The sequence below is a fragment of the Cryobacterium glucosi genome (assembly GCF_004402235.1).
Lineage (GTDB): Bacteria > Actinomycetota > Actinomycetes > Actinomycetales > Microbacteriaceae > Cryobacterium > Cryobacterium glucosi.
On record NZ_SOFS01000018.1, the window covers coordinates 13,309 to 30,731 of the forward strand.

Sequence of the window (17,423 nt, forward strand, 5' to 3'; positions counted from 1 at the left end):
CAGGCGACGCGGCCTGACCGGCCTGGGTGAAGCATCCACTTTTCGAATTTGGCTATTGACACTAGCCAAAAGGGGATGCATAGTAGCTGCATGACCTCCTCCTCTGCAGCTTCTGCCTCGTCGACTCAGTACCTCGCCCGCCCCGAGGGGCGCATCGCCTATGACCTCCAGGGCGCCGGACCGCTTCTCGTTCTCGTGCCCGGCATGGGCGAGTTGCGGTCCTCCTATCGCTTCCTGGCCCCCGCGTTGGTCGCCGCCGGCTACTCGGTGGCGACCACCGACCTCCGGGGGCACGGCGACAGCGACACCTCCTTCTCCTCCTACGGCGACATCGAGACCGCGGGCGACATCCAGGCCCTGATCGCGCAGCTCGGCCGACCGGCGGTGGTCGTCGGCAACTCCCTTGCCGCCGGAGCCGCCGTCATCGTCGCCGCGGAGCATCCTGCTCAGGTCGACGGTCTGGTTCTGGTCGGCCCGTTCGTGCGGAACCCGCCGACGAACGTGTTCACTCGCGGGCTGTTCCGCGTGATGATGGCCCCGCTCTGGATCGCGCCCATGTGGAAGAGCTACATGCCCACCCTCTACGCCGGCCGGAAGCCCGACGATTTCGCGGAGTACCGCACGGCGGTCATCGCCAGCCTGAAGCGCAAGCCGCACGGAAAGGCCTTCTCGCTCACCACCCAGCAGACCACCCACGACCCCGCCGAGGCGAAGCTCAGCGCGGTGACCGCCCCCACGCTCGTCATCATGGGCGACAAGGACCCCGACTTCAAAGACCCGGCCGCCGAGGCCCGTTTCGTAGCGGATGCCCTCCACGGCTCGGTCGTGATGGTCGCCGACGCCGGCCACTACCCCCAGGCCCAGCAGCCGGACGTCACCGCGGCTGCCATCCTCGGGTTCGTGAAGACCCTGCCCCGCGCCTAGGTCGGACTCTCTCCGGCGGACTCGCTGGCGCGCTGCCCGTAGGCGCCGGAGGTGAGGACGCGGAATGAGTCGGCGTGGGAGTCGCTCATCTCGCCTCCATTCTGCCGGGAGTCACTGGCGAAGGCCATGGCCCGTGGCTAGCTGACGAGCGACTCCTTGCGCGTGAAACCGGAGAAGGGCCGCATGTAGGTCGAGCCGAAGCCGTCGAGGATTTCCTTCGCCGCGGCATCCGGTGTGCCGAACACGACGAAGCCCGTGATGTCGACGCCGTCGAGGAAGCGCTCGGCGAACTGGGGGAAGACCGTCGTGACGTGGCTGACGACAGCCGCTGAGTCTCGATACATTTCAAGAATGTGCACCACGGTCTCGTCGTCGCTGACGCTGTAGTCGTAGATGAGCGAGCCCTCTTCGGCCTTCGTCGCTGCCACGAGCGGCTCGATTGCTTCGGTGAAGTCCTGGAACTTGCCCGGCTTCACGTCGCAGGTCACTAGCCAGTAGATTTCTTCGCGCATGGTCGTTGCCTCTCTCGATGCCTCACTCGGTGGATCCGTTGCGGTCTGGGCGCCAGAACAACCCGTCACGCCTTGGTCCGAACTATCGAGACCGATGCTAGAGCGCACGAACAGCCGGTCGCGGAGAGTGTCGAGTATCTGAACACCCGGGCCGATGCTCCGCACGACGCGGCGCTCGTGGTCTGTGCCGGGCGGGCGTGGTGTGGGTCGGGTGCGTTCGCGGTGGCGTCGGGGGATGCCCGTGGCCACGCCGTTGAAGGCTCGTTGCTCGCGGGCTATGGTCGGAGAACCCGAGGCGAGGACGCCGCGGGTTCGGCACGAAGGTGGAGGGAACAAGCGATGACGAATCACACGTACCGCGTCACGGAGATTGTCGGGACGTCGCCGGACGGAACGGATGCGGCCATCCGCAGCGGACTCGAGCGCGCGACCCGCACGCTGCGCAACGTGGACTGGTTCGAGGTGGTGGGCACCCGCGGGCACGTGGAGGACGGCGTGATTCACCACTTCCAGGTGACGCTCAAGGTCGGCTTCCGGCTGGACGACGCCGATGAGGTCGCCGATTCATGACCAAGTACCTCATCTCCTTCCCGAGCGACGCGATGGTAGTCACGGATGAGGAGTTCCCGGTCGTTGTCGTCGACTCCCATGCCGTGGTCGCTGAGGCGAAGGCGGCCGGCGTCTGGGTCTTCGGCGGGGGGATCGACGAGGGCGTTGCTCCGGTGCTCGTGGCCGCCGATGGCGTCTTGAGCTCCGAGCTGTATCCGGGCTCGGACCTCACGGGCGGGTTCACCGTGCTGGAGCTGCCGACCCGGGAGGATGCGGTCGAGTGGGCGCGGAGGATCGCGGTGGCCTGCCGGTGCGCGCAGGAACTCCGCGAGTTCGGGTACGACCCGGAGAGCTAGGGGCGCCGGGCCTCGAGGTCGGCGGGAGTGGCGGCATCGACCGGGCGTCGAGACCCAGTTGTCGGCCGGCATCCGCTCGCGCCGGTAACGTGTGTTACCTTGTAGTTGGCATAACAAGCAACCGGGTGTGACACGGTACACGACGCGAGGCGGGACCATGGCGATTGAGGGCGAGGCGATTCCGTCTCAACTGCGCAAGGGCGTGGTCGAGCTCGCCGTGCTCGCCCTGCTGCACCGGGGCGAGGCGTACGGCGCCGAGATCGTCGACCGGCTCGTCCAGTACCCGGGCCTCGCCATCAGCGCCGGCACCGCGTACCCGCTGCTGAACCGGCTGAAGAAGACCGGCCTGATCACCTCGGAGTGGCAGGAATCGCCCGTCGGCCCGCCGCGCAAGTACTACCGGCTGTCGCCCGCCGGCGAGCGGGCCTTCGTCGCGATGACGAAGGTGTGGACCGCGATGAGCGCCGACCTGACCGACCTCCTGGGAAAGGACGCGACCCGTGCGTGACCACTCCGAAGCGCTGCCCGGCGACGGGCTCCCGCCCGCCGGGGCAACCGCGCTGGTCGACGCCTACTTCGACCACCTGGGCGCCGCCGCGGCGCGACTGCGCATCGACATCGACGCGGACTCCCTCGCCGAGCTGCTGGCCCACGTCGAGCATCGCCTCGACGGGACCGATCGCAGCGACGACGCGGTGCGCCGGGTGCTTGCCGAGCTGGGCGAGCCCGAGGCGCTCGCGGGCGCCTATGCGGCCGACGATCCCGACTCCGACTCCGACTTCGATTCAAACTTCGACACCGACCGTGGTTTCGACTCCGGCATCGACCACGACGGGGGCACGGATGCCGCCGCTCGAGGCCCCCGGGACCTCGCCGCCGGGGGACTGCCGCGCACCCACCGGGCGGGCCGGTTCCTCGGCGTCCCCTACGACACGCGGCAGCCCACATCGGAGCGCTTCGCGAGCCGGTCCTGGGACCCGAGCGACCCGAGCATCCTCGTGCCGAAGGCGCTCGGCATCGGCTGGACGGTCAACTTCGCCGCGCTCGCCGTGCGGGCGCACCTGATCCGACCGGACGACGAGGACGAGCCGTTCGCCGAGGCGCCCTCGTGGGTGGTCACGGCGACGCTCGCCGCACCGATCCTCGCCGGGGTCGCGTTCGCCACCCTCGCGGCCGCGACCTGGGCCGGCCTGCCCGAGACCGTCCCTTCGCACTGGGGACTCACCGGCGAGCCGGACGGCTACTCGAGCCGCACTGCCAACCTTTTGCTCCTGAGCGGGTTCGTGCTGCTGCCGCTGCTCGCCGCGGCCTGGGTTCACCTGGCCCGGCGTGGGGCGTGGAGCCGGGTCGCCGCATCCGCCGTGAGTCTTGCGCTTGCGCTCGTCGCGCTCGTCTGCCTGGTGCAGACCCTCTTCGCGGTGCAGGGCGGCGCCGGAATGTGGCCGACCTGGGTCGGGCTGTTCCTCGTGCTCGTGCTGCCGTTGGGGTTGCTCGTGGGTGTTTCCCGGAGCGGTCGCGCCGCCGAACAGCGCCGCGACTTCGCGTCGGCCTCGAAGAAGGGTTCCGTGTCATGAATATGCCTTTGTCGTCACTCCCCGGATGGGTGTGGATCGTCATCGCGGTGATGGGGGTCGTGCAGGTCACCCTCGACGTCATCGCGCTCGTCGACCTGTACCGGCGGCCTGCCGACCGGGTTCTCACCGGCAACAAGTGGGTGTGGCTGGCCGTGATCCTGCTCGCCAACCTGCTCGGCGCCATCCTCTACCTGGTGGTGGGCCGGAAGCCGGCCGTGCTGGACGCGGCAGCGTCGGCGCCCCGGTCGCCCTCGATCAGCCCCGACGCGGTTGCCGACTCCTTGTACGGGTCACGCAACGACGCCGACGGGCAGCCGGGCACCGAGCCACGGAGTGAAGCCGGCCCGCGATGAGCCTCGCGATCCGCACCAGCGGCCTGACCAAGACCTACGGCGAGCACCGCGCGCTCGACAACGTCGACCTCGAGGTCGAGGAGGGCTCGATCTTCGGGTTTCTCGGCCCGAACGGAGCAGGCAAGACGACGCTGCTCCGGATGCTGACCGGGCTCGCCCGGCCGACGAGCGGCGGCGTGCAGATCCTCGGCCGCGACGTCACGGCGGTCGACGACTCGATCCGCGCTCGGATCGGCTTCCTGCCCGACGTGCCCGGCTTCTACGACTGGATGACCGCCGAGGAATTCCTCCGGTTCGTCGGCCGGCTCTTCGCGATCGACCGGCGCACCCTGGATGAACGTGTCGGCATGCTTCTCGGACTCGCCGGACTGACCGACGTGACCACCGCGATCGGCGGGTACTCCCGCGGCATGAAGCAGCGGCTCGGGGTCGCCCAGGCGTTGATCAACGCGCCGCAGCTGCTGCTCCTCGACGAGCCGACGAGCGCCCTCGACCCGATGGGACGCCGCGACGTGCTCGAGATGCTCAGCTCACTGCGCGGGCGGACCACCGTATTCTTCTCGACGCATATCCTCGCCGACGTCGAGCGGGTCTGCGACACCGTCGCCATTCTCGACCACGGGCGTGTGGTCGCGCACGGTCCGATCCAGGAGCTCACGTCCCGCTACGCCGAGCGCAAGGTGATCCTCGAGGTCACGGATGCCGCGGGCGGCCTCGCGGAAGACATCTCCCGCGAGCCGTGGGCGACATCCGTTGCCGTGGGGCCCACCGGCGCCCTCGAAATCACCGTCACCGACATGGACGCGGCCCGCCGGGCCATCCCGGTGCTGGTCGCCAACCGGCACACCGGTCTGTGCCGCATGGATGCCGGTGAGCTGGGCCTCGAGGACGTCTTCGTCAGCCTGGTCGGAGGGGGGACCCGATGAGGGGATTCGCAGCGTTCGCGCGCAAGGAGGTCCTCGAGATCGTGCGGACCTGGCGGCTCTGGGTGCTCCCGGGCATCGTGCTGTTCTTCGCGCTGACCGGTCCGGTGATGGCCCGGTTCACGCCGGAGATCCTGCGAGCGGTCGCCTCGGACCAGCTCGGGCAGTTCACGCTCCCGGACCCGACGTATGCCGACGCCTACACGGGCTGGATCAAGAACCTGTCCCAGATCGTGCTCTTCGCGCTGATCATCGTCTACGGCGGCATCGTCTCCTCGGAGCGACGCAGCGGCACCGCGGTGCTCGTGCTCACCAAACCGGTTTCGCGCGGCGCGTTCATCCTCGCCAAGGCGACCGTGCATTCGGCGTTCCTCGCGATGCTCGTAGTCGCGGGCACGCTCGTCACCTGGGGCGGGACGGCGATCGTGTTCGGGGAGGCGCCCGGCGGGGCGCTCTGGTCGGCGTCGCTCGCCTGGCTGGTGTTCGGCATCCTGTTCGTCGCCCTGATGACGCTGCTCTCCGTGGTGATCAGCCCCACGGCCGGGGCCGCCGGTGCCGGGCTGGGCGCGTATGCGCTCGTGTCGATCGCCGCACTGTGGACGCCCCTCGGCACCTATTCACCGGCGGCGCTGACGGGCGTGCCGACGTCGCTCGCGCTCGGCAAGTCGGTCGAAACGTTCTGGCCGGTGTGCACGGCGCTGCTGCTGGCCGCCGCCCTGGTCGCGCTCGCGGTCGCCGCCTTCCGGCGGAAGGAACTCTAGGCCCGACGGGCGGTGCCCGCAGAGCGGGCGCTGCGGGGACCTACCTGTCGAGGGCCGTCGCCGGCTCCACGACCCCGGCGTCGGCCATGACGCGTGCCGGGATGAGCGGTTCGAGCGTGGCGGGAACGGCGTTTTCGGAGCCGGCCGCACGCACGGCCGCGATGCCGCCGAGGATGAGCGCGCCGCCGAGGAGCTGGAGGGGCGTGAGCTGTTCGCCGAGCAGCAGCCAGGCGAACAGGGCCGCGAAGACGACCTCGAGCAGTGAGACGAAGGAGGCGAGCCGCGACCCGAGGACCGCGGCCGAGGTGATGCCGGCGACGTAGGCGAGCGCGGTGCTGACGACCGCGACGATGACGAGCGGCACCCACCACGGCAGGGCGGTGCCCGCGAGCGGCACCGGGCCGAACGTCGCGGAGAGGGGGAGAACGCCGGTGACGCCCAACCCGCCGAGTACGAGGCCGCCGAGCACGAGTCCCGCGGCCGCGAACCCGACCGGAGGCAGCCCGTCGCTCGGGCGGGCGGCGATCACGAAGTAGATCGCGCAGCCGACCATGGCACAGGCGGCGAAGGCGAGGCCGAGCGGGTCGACCGCGCGAATCGCGCCGGGGCCGACCACGAGCACGAGCCCGCCGACGGCGAACAGCGACCCGACCAGGACCAGGGCGTGCGGGATGCGCCGGGTCATCACCCACACGACGCCGACCAGGAGCAGCGGCGCGAGGAGTTCGATGAGCGCGGCCGTGGCCACGGGAATGGTCTGGATCGCGGCGAAGTAGAAGAACTGGGTGGCCGAGACGCCGGCGAGGGCCATCGCGAGCACGCGCCACCGTGCGCGCCACAGGGCGGGCCAGGATCCGCGCAGCGAGACCAGGGCGAGTGGCAGCAGCACGAGCCCGCCGACGAGCACGCGTGCGGTGACGGCGGCGCTCGGGGACCAGCCGGCCTCGAGCAGGGGCTTGATGAACGCGCCGGAGGTGCCGAAGGAGAGCGAGCCGATGACCGCCACGACGAGACCCGCGGAGGGGGACGAGATCTTCATGGGGGCTCCTTCTGCTGCCGGCTCGGCTTCCGACTTCTGTCACGCGCACTGCTGCGCGCACAGCGTTACGGTCTACTATTGGGTATGACCATAACGTTAGGCGATGGTCGGGTTAGGAGTCAACATGCAGTTTGCCCATGACACCGTGGAGTCGCTCGAGTTCGCGGTTGACCTCGGCAACACCGATCCCGCGGCCTCCCGCAGCGGCACGGATGAGCTCGCGACCCTCGACCAGCTCGCGGACTTCCTCGCCGGGTATCCCTTCTCCGGCCGCATTGACGGCGACGAGCGCGAGCGGCTCGACGTGCTGCGCGCCCGCGACGAGGTGCGGCTCGTCTGGACCCTCAACCGCGACTCCGCGGCGCTCCAGGTCAATGCCATGCTCGCCGAGGCCCGGGCCATGCCGTACCTCGCCCGGCACGACGCGTCCGACTGGCACCTGCACGCGACCACGCCCGACGCCCCGCTCGGCGAACGCCTGCGCGTGGAAGCCTCGCTGGCCCTGATGGACGTGATCCGGATGGACGAGATGCAGCGGCTGCGCACCTGCGAAGCGGATGACTGCGCCGGCCTGATCCTCGACCTCTCGCGCAACGGGTCCAAGCGCTTCTGCAGCGCGCGCTGCGGCAGCCGGATGAACATGATCGCGTTCCGAAAGCGGAAGGGCGCGGACCCGCAGGGCTGACGCAGGCTAGAGCGGCCGGCTCGCCAAGGGCTGAATCGGGGAGGCGACGGGACCGGGCTCGCGGAGGTCGTATAGCTGCGAGCTATAATCCGTGCATGAACACAGCGAAGAGCATTCTCGAGGCACGCACGCGCGCCGGGCTCTCGCAGAGCCAGCTCGCCGTGCGCGCCGACGTGCCGCAGTCGAATCTCTCCGCCTATGAGTCCGGTCGGGTGCAGCCGCGCCCCGAAACCCTCGCCCGCATCATGGCCGCGACCGCCGAGCGACCATCGGTCGTGCTGCAGCGGGGGCGCGAGCGCGTGATCGAGCTGGCCGCACGCCGCCGCGCCGGCAATGTGCGGGTCTTCGGGAGCATCGCCCGGGGCACGGATGCCGTCGGCAGCGACATCGACCTCCTCGTCGCATTCGCGCCCGAGGCCTCAATCCTCGATGCGGCGGGCCTGGTCCTCGATCTTGAACACCTTCTCGGCGTGCGGGTGGACGTCATGAGCGACCGGGCCGAGGGCAGCATCCGCGATCGTGCCGTCGCCGAGGCGGTGCCGCTGTGAGCGTGACCCGATGACCCACGAATTCGACCGAACGGATGCGCTGCTCGCGGACATCCGCGACCTTGTGCGTCACGCGCGCCTCATCACTGCTCGCGGACGAGACGTCTTCTTCGACCGGGCGGACCGCACCCAGCAGCTCGCGGCCAAGGCCATAGTGATCGACCTGCAAACCGCGGTCGAGCGGCTCCCGGCTGAGTACCGGGACAAACACCCCGAGGTGGCCTGGGCAGAGTTGCGTGCAATGCGAAACTATCTCGCCCACGACTACGCGAACACCGACTATCAGATCGTCTGGAACGCGCTCGCCACGGACTTTCCCCGGCTTCTGCGGCAGCTGGGCCTTGCCGAGGGCTGAGGCCGCGGGTTGAGGTCACCTTGCTCGATTCCCTTGCGCGATCGTGCGGGAGACGGGTACCGTGGCAGCTACGCCACACCACGAGAGGAGCCGTCCCATGATTCAGTCCAACATTCCCGCAGTGAACTGCCTCGCCGTCGGCCTCGTCGGCGTCTTCACCGCCTGACCGGCGCGAGTTTCCGCCACCGGTTCTGCGGTGGCGACGCCCTCGATGTCCGTACGCAGCCAGCGCTTTCCGCGCCCCGGGATCAATCCCGTTCCCTGACGTCGCACTCCTGACGACGTCCCTTTTTGCGCCGCCTCGGCGGCCCCGCCGGTGCACTCGACGGATGCCTCCGCATCCGTTCTGGGCACCGCCACAGTGAGGCTCACTCTCATGACCACAACACTGTCGACCACTGCCGGTCGCCACGACCACCCGCTGCACCCGCAGCCCGAACCGGACCCGCACTCCGGATCCGAACGCGCATCCGCTGACCGCAACCTGCGTCCCCTCGGCCGCATCGATCGCCTGGCGCTGCACCTCGGCGTCGCCCTGATCCGGTGGGGACGTCGGCCGCGGGTGCAGCGCCCGGTCGCCGCCGTCGACTGGGAGGCCGTCCGGCTCGTACGCGAGGAACGCGAGCGGGCTCTCGAGCGCCAGCACGCGGACCTGCTCCGCTACCGGATGACCACGCCCTATCGGTGACCGGTGAAACGGAACTCCGTCCTACGGAGTTCCGTTTCACCGGAACAATCGGGCGGTGTCAGTGGTTTGAGTTTCAATAGCTGCACCGCCCCAACATCTTGACCGCACTTCTCGACGGGACCTTCACATGGCTGAAATCGCCACCGCCACCACCACACACGAGAACACGAACCACGGTTCACCGGGGGCGGATGCCGCGGCATCCGCGGCCGAGGCCGCCCTCGGCGTGCGCAACCGACTCGTCATCACCCTGCTCCTCATCTCCACCTTCGTCGTGATCCTGAACGAGACGATCATGGGCGTGGCGCTGCCGCGACTGATGGAGGACCTCAGCATCTCCGCGAGCGCAGCCCAGTGGCTCACGAGCGCGTTCATGCTCACGATGGCCGTGGTGATCCCGATCACGGGGTTCCTGCTGCAGCGCTACAACACGCGGCCGGTGTTCATCGCGGCGATGACCCTGTTCAGCACCGGAACGCTCATCGCAGCGCTCGCACCCGGGTTCACCGTGCTGCTCGTCGCCCGGGTGGTGCAGGCCACCGGCACGGCGATCATGTTCCCGCTGCTGCTCACGACCGTGATGACGCTCGTTCCGGCGGCGCACCTCGGCCGGATGATGGGCAACATCTCCATCGTGATCTCGGTCGCACCGGCGATCGGCCCGACGATTTCCGGGGCGATCCTGAGCGTGCTCGACTGGCGCTGGATGTTCATCCTCGTGCTGCCGATCGCCCTGACCGCGCTCGTCGTCGGCGGCATCCTGATGAAGAACGTCACGACACCGACCAAGACCCCGATCGACGTGCTCTCGGTGGTCCTCTCCGCGCTCGGCTTCGGTGGGCTCGTCTACGGGCTGAGCAACCTGGGCGCGGCGGGCGGCGGCATCGGCTCGGTGTCCGGCTGGCTGCCGCTCGCCGTCGGCGCGCTCGGCCTCACGGCGTTCATCCTGCGTCAGCTGTCCCTGCAGAAGCGCAACCGCGCCCTGCTCGACCTGCGCACCTTCCGCTCGCGCACCTTCACCTTCGCGATCGTGATGATGGCGATCAGCATGATGGCCCTCTTCGGGACCATCATCCTGCTGCCGATCTACATTCAGACCGTGCTCGGCCTCGACACGCTCACCACCGGGCTGATGCTGCTGCCCGGGGGGCTCGTGATGGGCCTGCTCGCGCCGCTCGTGGGACGGCTCTACGACCGGTCGGGCCCCACCCGGCTCCTCGTCACCGGCTCGGTGATCGTGAGCGCGGTGTTCTGGGGGATGACCCTGTTGAACGAGCGCAGCGCGCCATGGATGGTCGTCGCTGCGCACGTAACCCTGAGCCTCGGCCTCGCCCTGCTCTTCACTCCGCTGTTCACCGCGGGGCTGGCGGCTGTGCGCCCCGAGCTCTACTCGCACGGCAGCGCCATGGTCGGCACAATTCAGCAACTCGCGGGCGCGTTCGGCACCGCACTGTTCGTGACGGTGATGGCCTCCGTCGCCGCGTCGCAGCTGGCCACCGGTGTGACCGCGGTGACCGCAACGAGCGCAGGGATCCACGCGGCCTTCCTCTGCGGCGCCGTGATCTCGCTGTTCGCGATCCCAGCGGCGTTCTTCATCCGGCGCACGCCGGCGGTCGAGGGCGCGGATGCCGACGCACCGGCCGGAGCGCACGGCCACTGACGCGCGCAGGCCCCTCCGGTGTAACGTCGTGGTAACGAAACTGGGGGGATCTTCGGCATGGCGTCTTCACTTCTTTCTTCACTTGATAAGCCCGATCAGCAGGCTGTTCCGCGGAAGGACTCGCGGTCGGAAACTGAGCCGCTCGTGCACATCAGCAACTTCCGGATGGACTTCGGCCGCACCACCGTGATCCGCGACCTGTCCTTCGACATCAACCGGGGCGAGACCTTCGGGTTCCTCGGGTCCAACGGATCCGGCAAGACCACCACCATCCGCGCGCTGCTCGGGATCTACCAGCCCACCGCCGGTCTGCTGCACATCAACGGGAAGCCGTTCAGCCCCGAGGACGGCGCCACCCTCGGCTACCTGCCCGAGGAACGCGGCCTGTACAAGAAGGAATCCGTCATCGACGTGATGACCTATTTCGGGCGCCTCAAGGGACTCAGCCGATCGAACGCGCACTCCTGGTCGCTGCAGTATCTCGAACGGGTCGCGCTGGCCGATAAGGCGAAGGTGCGGCTCGACAAACTGTCGGGCGGCCAGCAGCAGAAGGTGCAGCTCGGCGTCACGATCATGAACGACCCGGAGCTGCTCATCCTCGACGAGCCCACCAAGGGCTTCGACCCGGTCAACCGCAAACTGCTGATGGACATCATCGAAGACCAGAAACGCGCCGGCGCCACCGTGCTGATGGTCACCCACCAGATGGAAGAGGTCGAGCGCCTCTGCGACCGGATCGTGCTCCTGAAGAACGGTGAGGCCGAGGCATACGGCACCGTCGAAGACGTGCAGGACCAGTACGGCGGAACCGTGGTCCGGGTCCGCTACTCCGGCGAGATCCCCGACTCTCCGCACTACACGGTCACCCGGCGCGAGAGCAGCTACGCCGAACTGACCGTGACCGGCCCGATCGACGAGGCCGTCATCCTGCGCGAACTGATGGATGCGGGGGTGACCGTTCGCGAGTTCACCGCCGGTCGTCCTTCCCTCGACGACATTTTCGTCGCCGTCTATGGTGACCAGAACACCGGTGATCAGAACCCCGGCGACCAGAACGCCGGCGCTACTGCCGGTGAACGTAACGGAACGGCGGGGGAGTAGACCATGGCTCGGCACAATCTCGGCACCGTCGTCTCCTTCGAAGTGACCCGCACGCTCAAGAAGAAGCAGTTCTGGCTCACGACCCTGCTCGTGCCAGTGGTGATCGGCATCGTGATCGCGCTCATCGTGCTGTCCAACACCTCCACGGAGAGCAAGGTCGACTCGCAGAAGGACGCGACCCTCCGGTTCACCTACAGCGACGCATCCGGTTACATCGACCCGGCCATCGCCACCGCGTTCGGGGGCACCCTCGCCGCCGACCCCGACCAGGCGATCGCGGACGTGAAGTCGGGCGCATCGGCGGCCTACTTCTCCTACCCGGCCGAACCGACGAAGGAGGCCACCACGGTCTACGGCGCCGACGTCGGCATCTTCGACAACGGCAAGTACTCCTCGGTGGCGACCCAGTTGATGGTCGCCAGCGCCCAGGCGAAGATCGGCGACCAGACGTTGACCGGGCTGGCGCGGGGCTCCTTCCAGGTCGATGCGATCACCTATAAGGACGGCGCGGTCTCCGGCGGAATCCTCGGTGCCGTCGCCCCCCTGCTCTTCCTGCTGATCTTCTACGTCGTGATCGTGATGCTGGGCAACCAGATGCTCACGAGCACCCTCGAGGAGAAGGAGAACCGGGTCACCGAGATGATCCTGACCACCCTCAACCCGACGACCCTCATCATGGGCAAGATCATCTCCCTGTTCATCATCGGGATCGTGCAAATGCTCGTGTTCATCCTGCCGGTGCTGGTCGGCTACCTCTTCTTCCGCACCTCGCTGAGCCTGCCCGACGTCGACCTCTCCCAGCTCATCGTCAACCCCGGCCAGATGGTCGTCGGCGCCCTGCTCCTGATCGGTGGGTTCACCCTGTTCATGGGCACCCTCGTCGCCGCCGGGGCGATCATGCCCACCGCCAAGGAGGCCAGCCAGGTCTTCGGCATCGTGATGGCGCTCGTTTTCGTGCCCCTCTACGCGGTGTCGCTCGTGGTGTCCGATCCGCACGCGCTGATCGTGCAGCTCTTCACGTTCTTCCCGTATTCCGCGCCGGTGACGGCGATGCTCCGGAACGGACTGGGCTCGCTGAGCCCCCTGGAGTCCGGCATCGTCATCGCGGAACTCTTCCTGCTCGGCGGAATCGTGCTCCGGCTCGCGGTGCAGCTGTTCCGCTACGGCTCGGTCGAATACACCAAGCGGGTCTCGCTGCGCACCGTGTTCGCGCGCTCGCGGCGGTGAGCGCGGGAGTCGTTCCGTGCGGAGGGAAACGTGGCTCCGAGCATTCATGAGCTGTTCAGGAGCGTTTCGCAGTCCCGTCAAGAACGACTTTTAGTCTCTCGGTGACCAGCACCGCGGCAACGAACTGCGCGCGCCGATGCGTGTGCGGCCTCTCGCTGCTGGTCAGACGGAGGAAAATTGATCACCCCACGCACCCTGATCACATCCCTGGCTGCCACGGCCGTGCTTGCGATCGGCCTCACCGGATGCTCCGGCACGGCCGCGAGCGGAACCGCCACCACCGATGCCGCAACAGCCACCAGCCTGAGCGCATTCGGCGACCTGCCGGCCCTCGAGAACGCAGCCAAGGCGGAAGGCAACCTCAACGTCATCGCCCTCCCTCGCGACTGGGCGAACTACGGCGCCGTGCTCGATGCGTTCTCGAAGAAGTACCCTGAGATCACGATCAACGAAGCCTCCCCGGACGGCTCGAGCGCCGAGGAAATCCAGGCGGCGGACACTCTGAAGGGGCAGGACACCGCGCCAGACGTCTTCGACCTGGGCCTGGCCGTCGCCCTGTCCAGTACCGACCGGTTCGCCCCCTACAAGGTGGCCACCTGGGCCGATATCCCCGACGCCCTCAAGGAAGCCACCGGGCTCTACACCGGCGACTACGGCGGATACCTGGCCGTCGGCTATGACCCCGACGCCGTCCCGGCGCCGACGCAGCTGAGCGACCTGCTCGGCGCAGCCTACAAGGGCAAGGTCGCCATCAACGGCGACCCGACCCAGGCCGGGGCCGCGTTCGCCGCCGTCGGGATGGCGACCGTGCAGAACGGTGGCACCGTCGACAACTTCCAGCCCGGAATCGACTTCTTCACCAAGCTCAACGCCGCGGGCAACTTCGTCAAGATCGACCCGACCCCGGCCACGATCGCTTCCGGCGAGACCCCTGTCGTCTTCGACTGGGACTACCTCAATGTCGGCTACGGCACCAAGCTCGCCGGTCAGCGCAACTGGAAGGTCGTCGTGTTCCCGGGCACCGGCTACGCCGGGTACTACAACCAGGCCGTGAGCAAGGACGCCCCGCACCCCGCCGCAGCCCGGCTGTGGCAGGAGTTCCTCTACAGCGACGAAGGCCAGAACCTCTGGCTCGCCGGTGGTGCACGCCCTGCGCGTGCCGAAGCGATGACGGCCGCGGGCACCATCGACGCGGCACTGTTGGGCGCCCTTCCGACGGCCCCCACGGAGACCGTGGTCCCGACCAAAGAGCAGAGCGCAGCCGCGGCTACCCTGCTCGGCGCGACCTGGGCCGCCGCTGTCCAGTAGCACCCGCACAACGGCAGCAGCCTTCGGGCTGCTGCCGTTCGCGGTCTACGTGCTCCTCTTTCTCGCCCTGCCGACGCTGATCGCCGTCGGTACCGGATTCTTCGACAAGTCCGGCTCGTTCACCCTGGCGACGGTCGCGGCACTCGGTAACCCCGTGGTGCTCAACGCGTTCGCCAATTCCCTGTGGTTGTCCGCCCTCACCGCGGTGCTTGGCGCGTTGGTCGGCGCGATCGCGTGTTACGGGCTGCTCGGCGCACGTCCGGACGGGGCCCTCCGCACGGTGGTCGATTCGCTCAGCGGAGTCCTCGCCCAATTCGGCGGCGTGATGCTGGCCTTCGCGTTCGTCGCCACCATCGGCATCCAGGGCATGGTCACGCTCATCCTGCGCGACACCTTCGGCCTGGACATCTTCGCGGGCGGTGTCTGGCTCTATGAATTGCCCGGGCTGGTGCTGCCCTACCTCTACTTCCAGGTGCCGCTGATGATCATCACGTTCATGCCCGCTCTCCAGGCCCTCAAACCGACCTGGGCTGAGGCCAACGCCACCCTGGGGGGGAGCACCGCCTCCTACTGGCTGAGGATCGCCGGCCCGGTTCTCGCGCCCTCCTTCCTCGGCAGCCTCCTCTTGCTGTTCGCGAACGCGTTCTCGTCGTATGCGACCGCTGCGGCGCTCACGAGCCAGGGCTCCCAGATCGTGCCGCTGCAGATCCGGTCGGCGCTGACCAGCGAGACGGTGCTCGGCCGGGAGAACCTGGCCGGTGCGCTCGCCCTCGGGATGGTCGTGGTGATGGTGGTCGTCATGGCCGGCTATTCGGCCCTGCAATCGAGGGCTGCACGGTGGCAGCGGTGACCGGCCCGATCGTGCGGGAGGGCGTAGCGCACGCTCCTTCGCGCGCCGTGCGCGCCCTGATCCTGGGTGTGATCGGTTTCCTCTTCGTCATTCCGTTCGTGGCCATGGTCGAGTTCACCCTCCGCAAGGGACTGGCCGGTGGCCACGATTTCTCCCGCTGGAGCGCGCTGTTCCAGGGCGGTCTCACCGGGCCGTACCGCCAGGTGCTCGTTGCCGTCGGCAATTCGGTCGGCCTGGCCGTCGGAACGGTGCTGATCGTGCTCCTGCTGCTCGTGCCTACGATGCTGCTGGTGCACATCCGTTTTCCCCGGCTGCGACGCCTGCTGGAATTCGTCTGCATCCTGCCGATCAGCATCCCGGCGATCGTCCTCGTCGTCGGACTGGCGCCGGTCTACTCGGTGCTCTCCCGGCTCGCCGGCAGCGGAGTCTGGACGCTGTCCCTGGCATACGGCATCATCGTGCTGCCGTACGCCTACCGGGCGATCCAGGCCAACCTCGATGCCGTTGACGTGCGCACGCTGAGCGAGGCGGCCCGCACCCTGGGAGCAGGCTGGGGGAGCGTGCTGTTCCGCGTGCTTCTGCCCAACCTGCGCCGTGGCCTGCTGGCCGGCGCATTCATAGCGGTCGCCGTGGTCCTCGGCGAATTCACCATCGCGTCGCTGCTGAGCCGGGTGAACCTGCAGACCGCGCTCGTCGTGGTCAGCAAGGCCGACCCGTACACGGCAGTGATCCTGTCCCTGCTTTCGCTGATCCTCGCGTTCCTGCTGCTCCTTCTCATCGGCCGCCTGGGCGCCGAACGCACCAGCTCGCCACGACACCGCCCCATCGGAGGCAGGCAATGACCCGCAACACGAGCAACACCCCGCTGGACACGCCGACCGGGAGCACCGCGCCGGCTCCCTCCGGTCAGGCTGCTCAGACGGAGGTGTCGTCGAGCGCAGCCACGCACCGCCACGGAGCCGTCGTCGAATTCTCGGGCGTCACCAAGGATTTCGGGGGACACCGAGCCCTCGCCGGATTCGACCTCACCCTGCACGCCGGCGAGTTCGTGGCGCTTCTCGGCCCGAGCGGAAGCGGCAAGACCACGGCACTCCGGGCGCTCGCCGGTCTCGAATCGACGGATGCCGGCATCATCCTGGTCGACGGAGTCGACGTGTCCACCCTCCCGACGAGCCGGCGCGACATGGGCATGGTCTTTCAGGCCTACTCCCTGTTCCCGCATCTGAGCGCGGGCGAGAACGTCGAATTCGGGCTGCGGATGCGCGGGGTCGCCGCCGCGGCTCGCCGTCGTCGAGCCGGGGACGCCCTCGCGCTCGTCGGCCTCGCGGGCCACTACGACCGATTCGCCCACCAGCTGTCCGGCGGTCAGCAGCAGCGGGTCGCACTGGCCCGCGCCCTGGTCACCGAACCCCGGGTGCTCCTGCTCGACGAGCCGCTCTCCGCTCTCGACGCCAAGGTGCGGGTGACCCTGCGCGAGGAGATCCGGCGGATCCAGACCGAGCTGGGCATCACGACCCTGTTCGTGACGCACGATCAGGATGAGGCGCTCGCGATCGCCGACCGGGTCGCAGTCATGCGCGACGGCCGGATCGAGCAGGTCGGTACCCCCGAAGACCTCTACTCCCGGCCGGTCTCGCCGTTCATCGCCGATTTCGTCGGCCTGAGCAACCAGCTGACCGGAATGGTGCGCAACGGATTCGCGGAGCTGTACGGCACACGGCTGCCCCTTCTCGACCCGTCGCAGGCGGACGGGACCGTACTCGTCGCGGTGCGGCCGGAAGACCTCGAGCTCTCCGCGGACGGGGTGGCGGGCGTCGTCACCGCTTCCAGCTTCCACGGGTCGCTTCGCCGCACCCGGGTGCGGTTCGCCGACGGTGCCGAGGTCTCGGTGCAGCACGGCGTGCGCTTGCACCCCGCTCCCGGCGACGCCGTGCGGGTGCGCTTCACCGGTGCTCCGGTCTCCGTCGCAGCGGCCGCGAACCCGGTGCAGGCCGGGTCCCGTCCGTAACG

Annotated in this window: 21 protein-coding genes; 19 read left to right on the top strand and 2 right to left on the bottom strand. The window is 68.6% G+C overall.

Going from position 1 to position 17,423, the window contains the following annotated elements:
- Window positions 1–90 precede the first annotated feature (90 nt).
- A complete protein-coding gene (locus E3O46_RS07810; protein WP_134561459.1) occupies window positions 91–924 on the top strand; it encodes an alpha/beta fold hydrolase in 834 nt (277 codons plus the stop codon).
- A gap of 137 nt (window positions 925–1,061) precedes the next feature.
- Here the strand turns inward: E3O46_RS07810 and E3O46_RS07815 are convergent, their stop codons facing one another.
- Window positions 1,062–1,436 carry a putative quinol monooxygenase gene (locus E3O46_RS07815; RefSeq protein ID WP_134561460.1) on the bottom strand — a complete coding sequence of 125 codons (375 nt, stop codon included), beginning with the start codon at window positions 1,434–1,436 and terminating at the stop codon, window positions 1,062–1,064.
- A gap of 339 nt (window positions 1,437–1,775) precedes the next feature.
- Here E3O46_RS07815 and E3O46_RS07820 point away from each other — a divergent pair, with 339 nt between their 5' ends.
- The 7 genes from E3O46_RS07820 to E3O46_RS07850 all read left to right on the top strand — a co-directional run bounded on the left by E3O46_RS07820 (window position 1,776) and on the right by E3O46_RS07850 (window position 5,952).
- Window positions 1,776–2,006: a dodecin gene (locus tag E3O46_RS07820; RefSeq protein ID WP_134445971.1), complete on the top strand. Its 231-nt coding sequence runs from the start codon at window positions 1,776–1,778 to the stop codon at window positions 2,004–2,006.
- Window positions 2,003–2,341, top strand: coding sequence for a YciI family protein (locus E3O46_RS07825; protein ID WP_134561461.1), 339 nt, complete (start codon window positions 2,003–2,005; stop codon window positions 2,339–2,341). The genes E3O46_RS07820 and E3O46_RS07825 overlap by 4 nt, the downstream gene beginning before the upstream one ends.
- Window positions 2,342–2,498: 157 nt before the next feature.
- The gene (locus E3O46_RS07830; RefSeq protein ID WP_134561462.1) at window positions 2,499–2,849 is read left to right on the top strand and encodes a PadR family transcriptional regulator; all 351 of its coding nucleotides are present in this window, start codon (window positions 2,499–2,501) and stop codon (window positions 2,847–2,849) included.
- Window positions 2,842–3,915 carry a DUF5808 domain-containing protein gene (locus tag E3O46_RS07835; protein ID WP_134561463.1) on the top strand — a complete coding sequence of 358 codons (1,074 nt, stop codon included), beginning with the start codon at window positions 2,842–2,844 and terminating at the stop codon, window positions 3,913–3,915. Before E3O46_RS07830 ends, E3O46_RS07835 begins: the two co-directional genes overlap by 8 nt.
- Entirely contained in the window at window positions 3,912–4,268 is a 357-nt protein-coding gene (locus E3O46_RS07840) for a PLD nuclease N-terminal domain-containing protein (protein WP_134561464.1), read from the top strand. Before E3O46_RS07835 ends, E3O46_RS07840 begins: the two co-directional genes overlap by 4 nt.
- Complete coding sequence (locus tag E3O46_RS07845) at window positions 4,265–5,194, top strand: ABC transporter ATP-binding protein (protein ID WP_134561465.1); 930 nt, start codon at window positions 4,265–4,267, stop codon at window positions 5,192–5,194. Before E3O46_RS07840 ends, E3O46_RS07845 begins: the two co-directional genes overlap by 4 nt.
- Window positions 5,191–5,952, top strand: a complete 762-nt coding sequence (locus E3O46_RS07850) for an ABC transporter permease (protein WP_134559630.1) — start codon at window positions 5,191–5,193, stop codon at window positions 5,950–5,952. Before E3O46_RS07845 ends, E3O46_RS07850 begins: the two co-directional genes overlap by 4 nt.
- Window positions 5,953–5,992: 40 nt before the next feature.
- Here E3O46_RS07850 and E3O46_RS07855 read toward each other — a convergent pair whose 3' ends face one another.
- The gene (locus tag E3O46_RS07855) at window positions 5,993–6,991 is read right to left on the bottom strand and encodes a DMT family transporter (RefSeq protein WP_134561466.1); all 999 of its coding nucleotides are present in this window, start codon (window positions 6,989–6,991) and stop codon (window positions 5,993–5,995) included.
- Between the two features lie 124 nt (window positions 6,992–7,115).
- Here E3O46_RS07855 and E3O46_RS07860 point away from each other — a divergent pair, with 124 nt between their 5' ends.
- From E3O46_RS07860 to E3O46_RS07910, 11 genes are all read left to right on the top strand, one after another.
- Window positions 7,116–7,676, top strand: a complete 561-nt coding sequence (locus tag E3O46_RS07860) for a CGNR zinc finger domain-containing protein (RefSeq protein WP_134561467.1) — start codon at window positions 7,116–7,118, stop codon at window positions 7,674–7,676.
- A gap of 95 nt (window positions 7,677–7,771) precedes the next feature.
- Window positions 7,772–8,224, top strand: a complete 453-nt coding sequence (locus tag E3O46_RS07865) for a helix-turn-helix domain-containing protein (protein ID WP_134561468.1) — start codon at window positions 7,772–7,774, stop codon at window positions 8,222–8,224.
- A gap of 10 nt (window positions 8,225–8,234) precedes the next feature.
- Complete coding sequence (locus tag E3O46_RS07870) at window positions 8,235–8,579, top strand: HepT-like ribonuclease domain-containing protein (protein WP_134561469.1); 345 nt, start codon at window positions 8,235–8,237, stop codon at window positions 8,577–8,579.
- A 376-nt stretch (window positions 8,580–8,955) separates the two neighbouring features.
- The gene (locus E3O46_RS07875) at window positions 8,956–9,267 is read left to right on the top strand and encodes a hypothetical protein (protein ID WP_134445961.1); all 312 of its coding nucleotides are present in this window, start codon (window positions 8,956–8,958) and stop codon (window positions 9,265–9,267) included.
- Between the two features lie 127 nt (window positions 9,268–9,394).
- Complete coding sequence (locus E3O46_RS07880; RefSeq protein WP_134561470.1) at window positions 9,395–10,927, top strand: MDR family MFS transporter; 1,533 nt, start codon at window positions 9,395–9,397, stop codon at window positions 10,925–10,927.
- 165 nt (window positions 10,928–11,092) lie between these two features.
- Window positions 11,093–12,028, top strand: a complete 936-nt coding sequence (locus E3O46_RS07885; protein ID WP_134446017.1) for an ABC transporter ATP-binding protein — start codon at window positions 11,093–11,095, stop codon at window positions 12,026–12,028.
- A gap of 3 nt (window positions 12,029–12,031) precedes the next feature.
- A complete protein-coding gene (locus E3O46_RS07890) occupies window positions 12,032–13,255 on the top strand; it encodes an ABC transporter permease (RefSeq protein ID WP_134561471.1) in 1,224 nt (407 codons plus the stop codon).
- Window positions 13,256–13,432: 177 nt separating this feature from the next.
- Window positions 13,433–14,563: an ABC transporter substrate-binding protein gene (locus E3O46_RS07895; RefSeq protein ID WP_134445958.1), complete on the top strand. Its 1,131-nt coding sequence runs from the start codon at window positions 13,433–13,435 to the stop codon at window positions 14,561–14,563.
- Window positions 14,564–14,612: 49 nt separating this feature from the next.
- Entirely contained in the window at window positions 14,613–15,413 is an 801-nt protein-coding gene (locus tag E3O46_RS07900; protein WP_370294624.1) for an ABC transporter permease, read from the top strand.
- Complete coding sequence (locus E3O46_RS07905; RefSeq protein WP_338145022.1) at window positions 15,401–16,255, top strand: ABC transporter permease; 855 nt, start codon at window positions 15,401–15,403, stop codon at window positions 16,253–16,255. The genes E3O46_RS07900 and E3O46_RS07905 overlap by 13 nt, the downstream gene beginning before the upstream one ends.
- Entirely contained in the window at window positions 16,252–17,421 is a 1,170-nt protein-coding gene (locus E3O46_RS07910; protein ID WP_134561472.1) for an ABC transporter ATP-binding protein, read from the top strand. Before E3O46_RS07905 ends, E3O46_RS07910 begins: the two co-directional genes overlap by 4 nt.
- Window positions 17,422–17,423: the final 2 nt, after the last annotated feature.

What these genes read in the sequence shown, in the direction of transcription:
- E3O46_RS07870 (WP_134561469.1), top strand. Translation starts at nt 8,235, where the DNA reads ATGACCCACGAATTCGACCGAACGGATGCGCTGCTCGCGGACATCCGC.
- E3O46_RS07820 (WP_134445971.1), top strand. Translation starts at nt 1,776, where the DNA reads ATGACGAATCACACGTACCGCGTCACGGAGATTGTCGGGACGTCGCCG.
- E3O46_RS07830 (WP_134561462.1), top strand. Translation starts at nt 2,499, where the DNA reads ATGGCGATTGAGGGCGAGGCGATTCCGTCTCAACTGCGCAAGGGCGTG.
- E3O46_RS07860 (WP_134561467.1), top strand. Translation starts at nt 7,116, where the DNA reads ATGCAGTTTGCCCATGACACCGTGGAGTCGCTCGAGTTCGCGGTTGAC.
- E3O46_RS07810 (WP_134561459.1), top strand. Translation starts at nt 91, where the DNA reads ATGACCTCCTCCTCTGCAGCTTCTGCCTCGTCGACTCAGTACCTCGCC.
- E3O46_RS07815 (WP_134561460.1), bottom strand. Translation starts at nt 1,436, where the DNA reads ATGCGCGAAGAAATCTACTGGCTAGTGACCTGCGACGTGAAGCCGGGC.
- E3O46_RS07845 (WP_134561465.1), top strand. Translation starts at nt 4,265, where the DNA reads ATGAGCCTCGCGATCCGCACCAGCGGCCTGACCAAGACCTACGGCGAG.
- E3O46_RS07850 (WP_134559630.1), top strand. Translation starts at nt 5,191, where the DNA reads ATGAGGGGATTCGCAGCGTTCGCGCGCAAGGAGGTCCTCGAGATCGTG.
- E3O46_RS07910 (WP_134561472.1), top strand. Translation starts at nt 16,252, where the DNA reads ATGACCCGCAACACGAGCAACACCCCGCTGGACACGCCGACCGGGAGC.
- E3O46_RS07885 (WP_134446017.1), top strand. Translation starts at nt 11,093, where the DNA reads ATGGACTTCGGCCGCACCACCGTGATCCGCGACCTGTCCTTCGACATC.
- E3O46_RS07865 (WP_134561468.1), top strand. Translation starts at nt 7,772, where the DNA reads ATGAACACAGCGAAGAGCATTCTCGAGGCACGCACGCGCGCCGGGCTC.
- E3O46_RS07875 (WP_134445961.1), top strand. Translation starts at nt 8,956, where the DNA reads ATGACCACAACACTGTCGACCACTGCCGGTCGCCACGACCACCCGCTG.
- E3O46_RS07890 (WP_134561471.1), top strand. Translation starts at nt 12,032, where the DNA reads ATGGCTCGGCACAATCTCGGCACCGTCGTCTCCTTCGAAGTGACCCGC.
- E3O46_RS07880 (WP_134561470.1), top strand. Translation starts at nt 9,395, where the DNA reads ATGGCTGAAATCGCCACCGCCACCACCACACACGAGAACACGAACCAC.
- E3O46_RS07855 (WP_134561466.1), bottom strand. Translation starts at nt 6,991, where the DNA reads ATGAAGATCTCGTCCCCCTCCGCGGGTCTCGTCGTGGCGGTCATCGGC.
- E3O46_RS07840 (WP_134561464.1), top strand. Translation starts at nt 3,912, where the DNA reads ATGAATATGCCTTTGTCGTCACTCCCCGGATGGGTGTGGATCGTCATC.
- E3O46_RS07825 (WP_134561461.1), top strand. Translation starts at nt 2,003, where the DNA reads ATGACCAAGTACCTCATCTCCTTCCCGAGCGACGCGATGGTAGTCACG.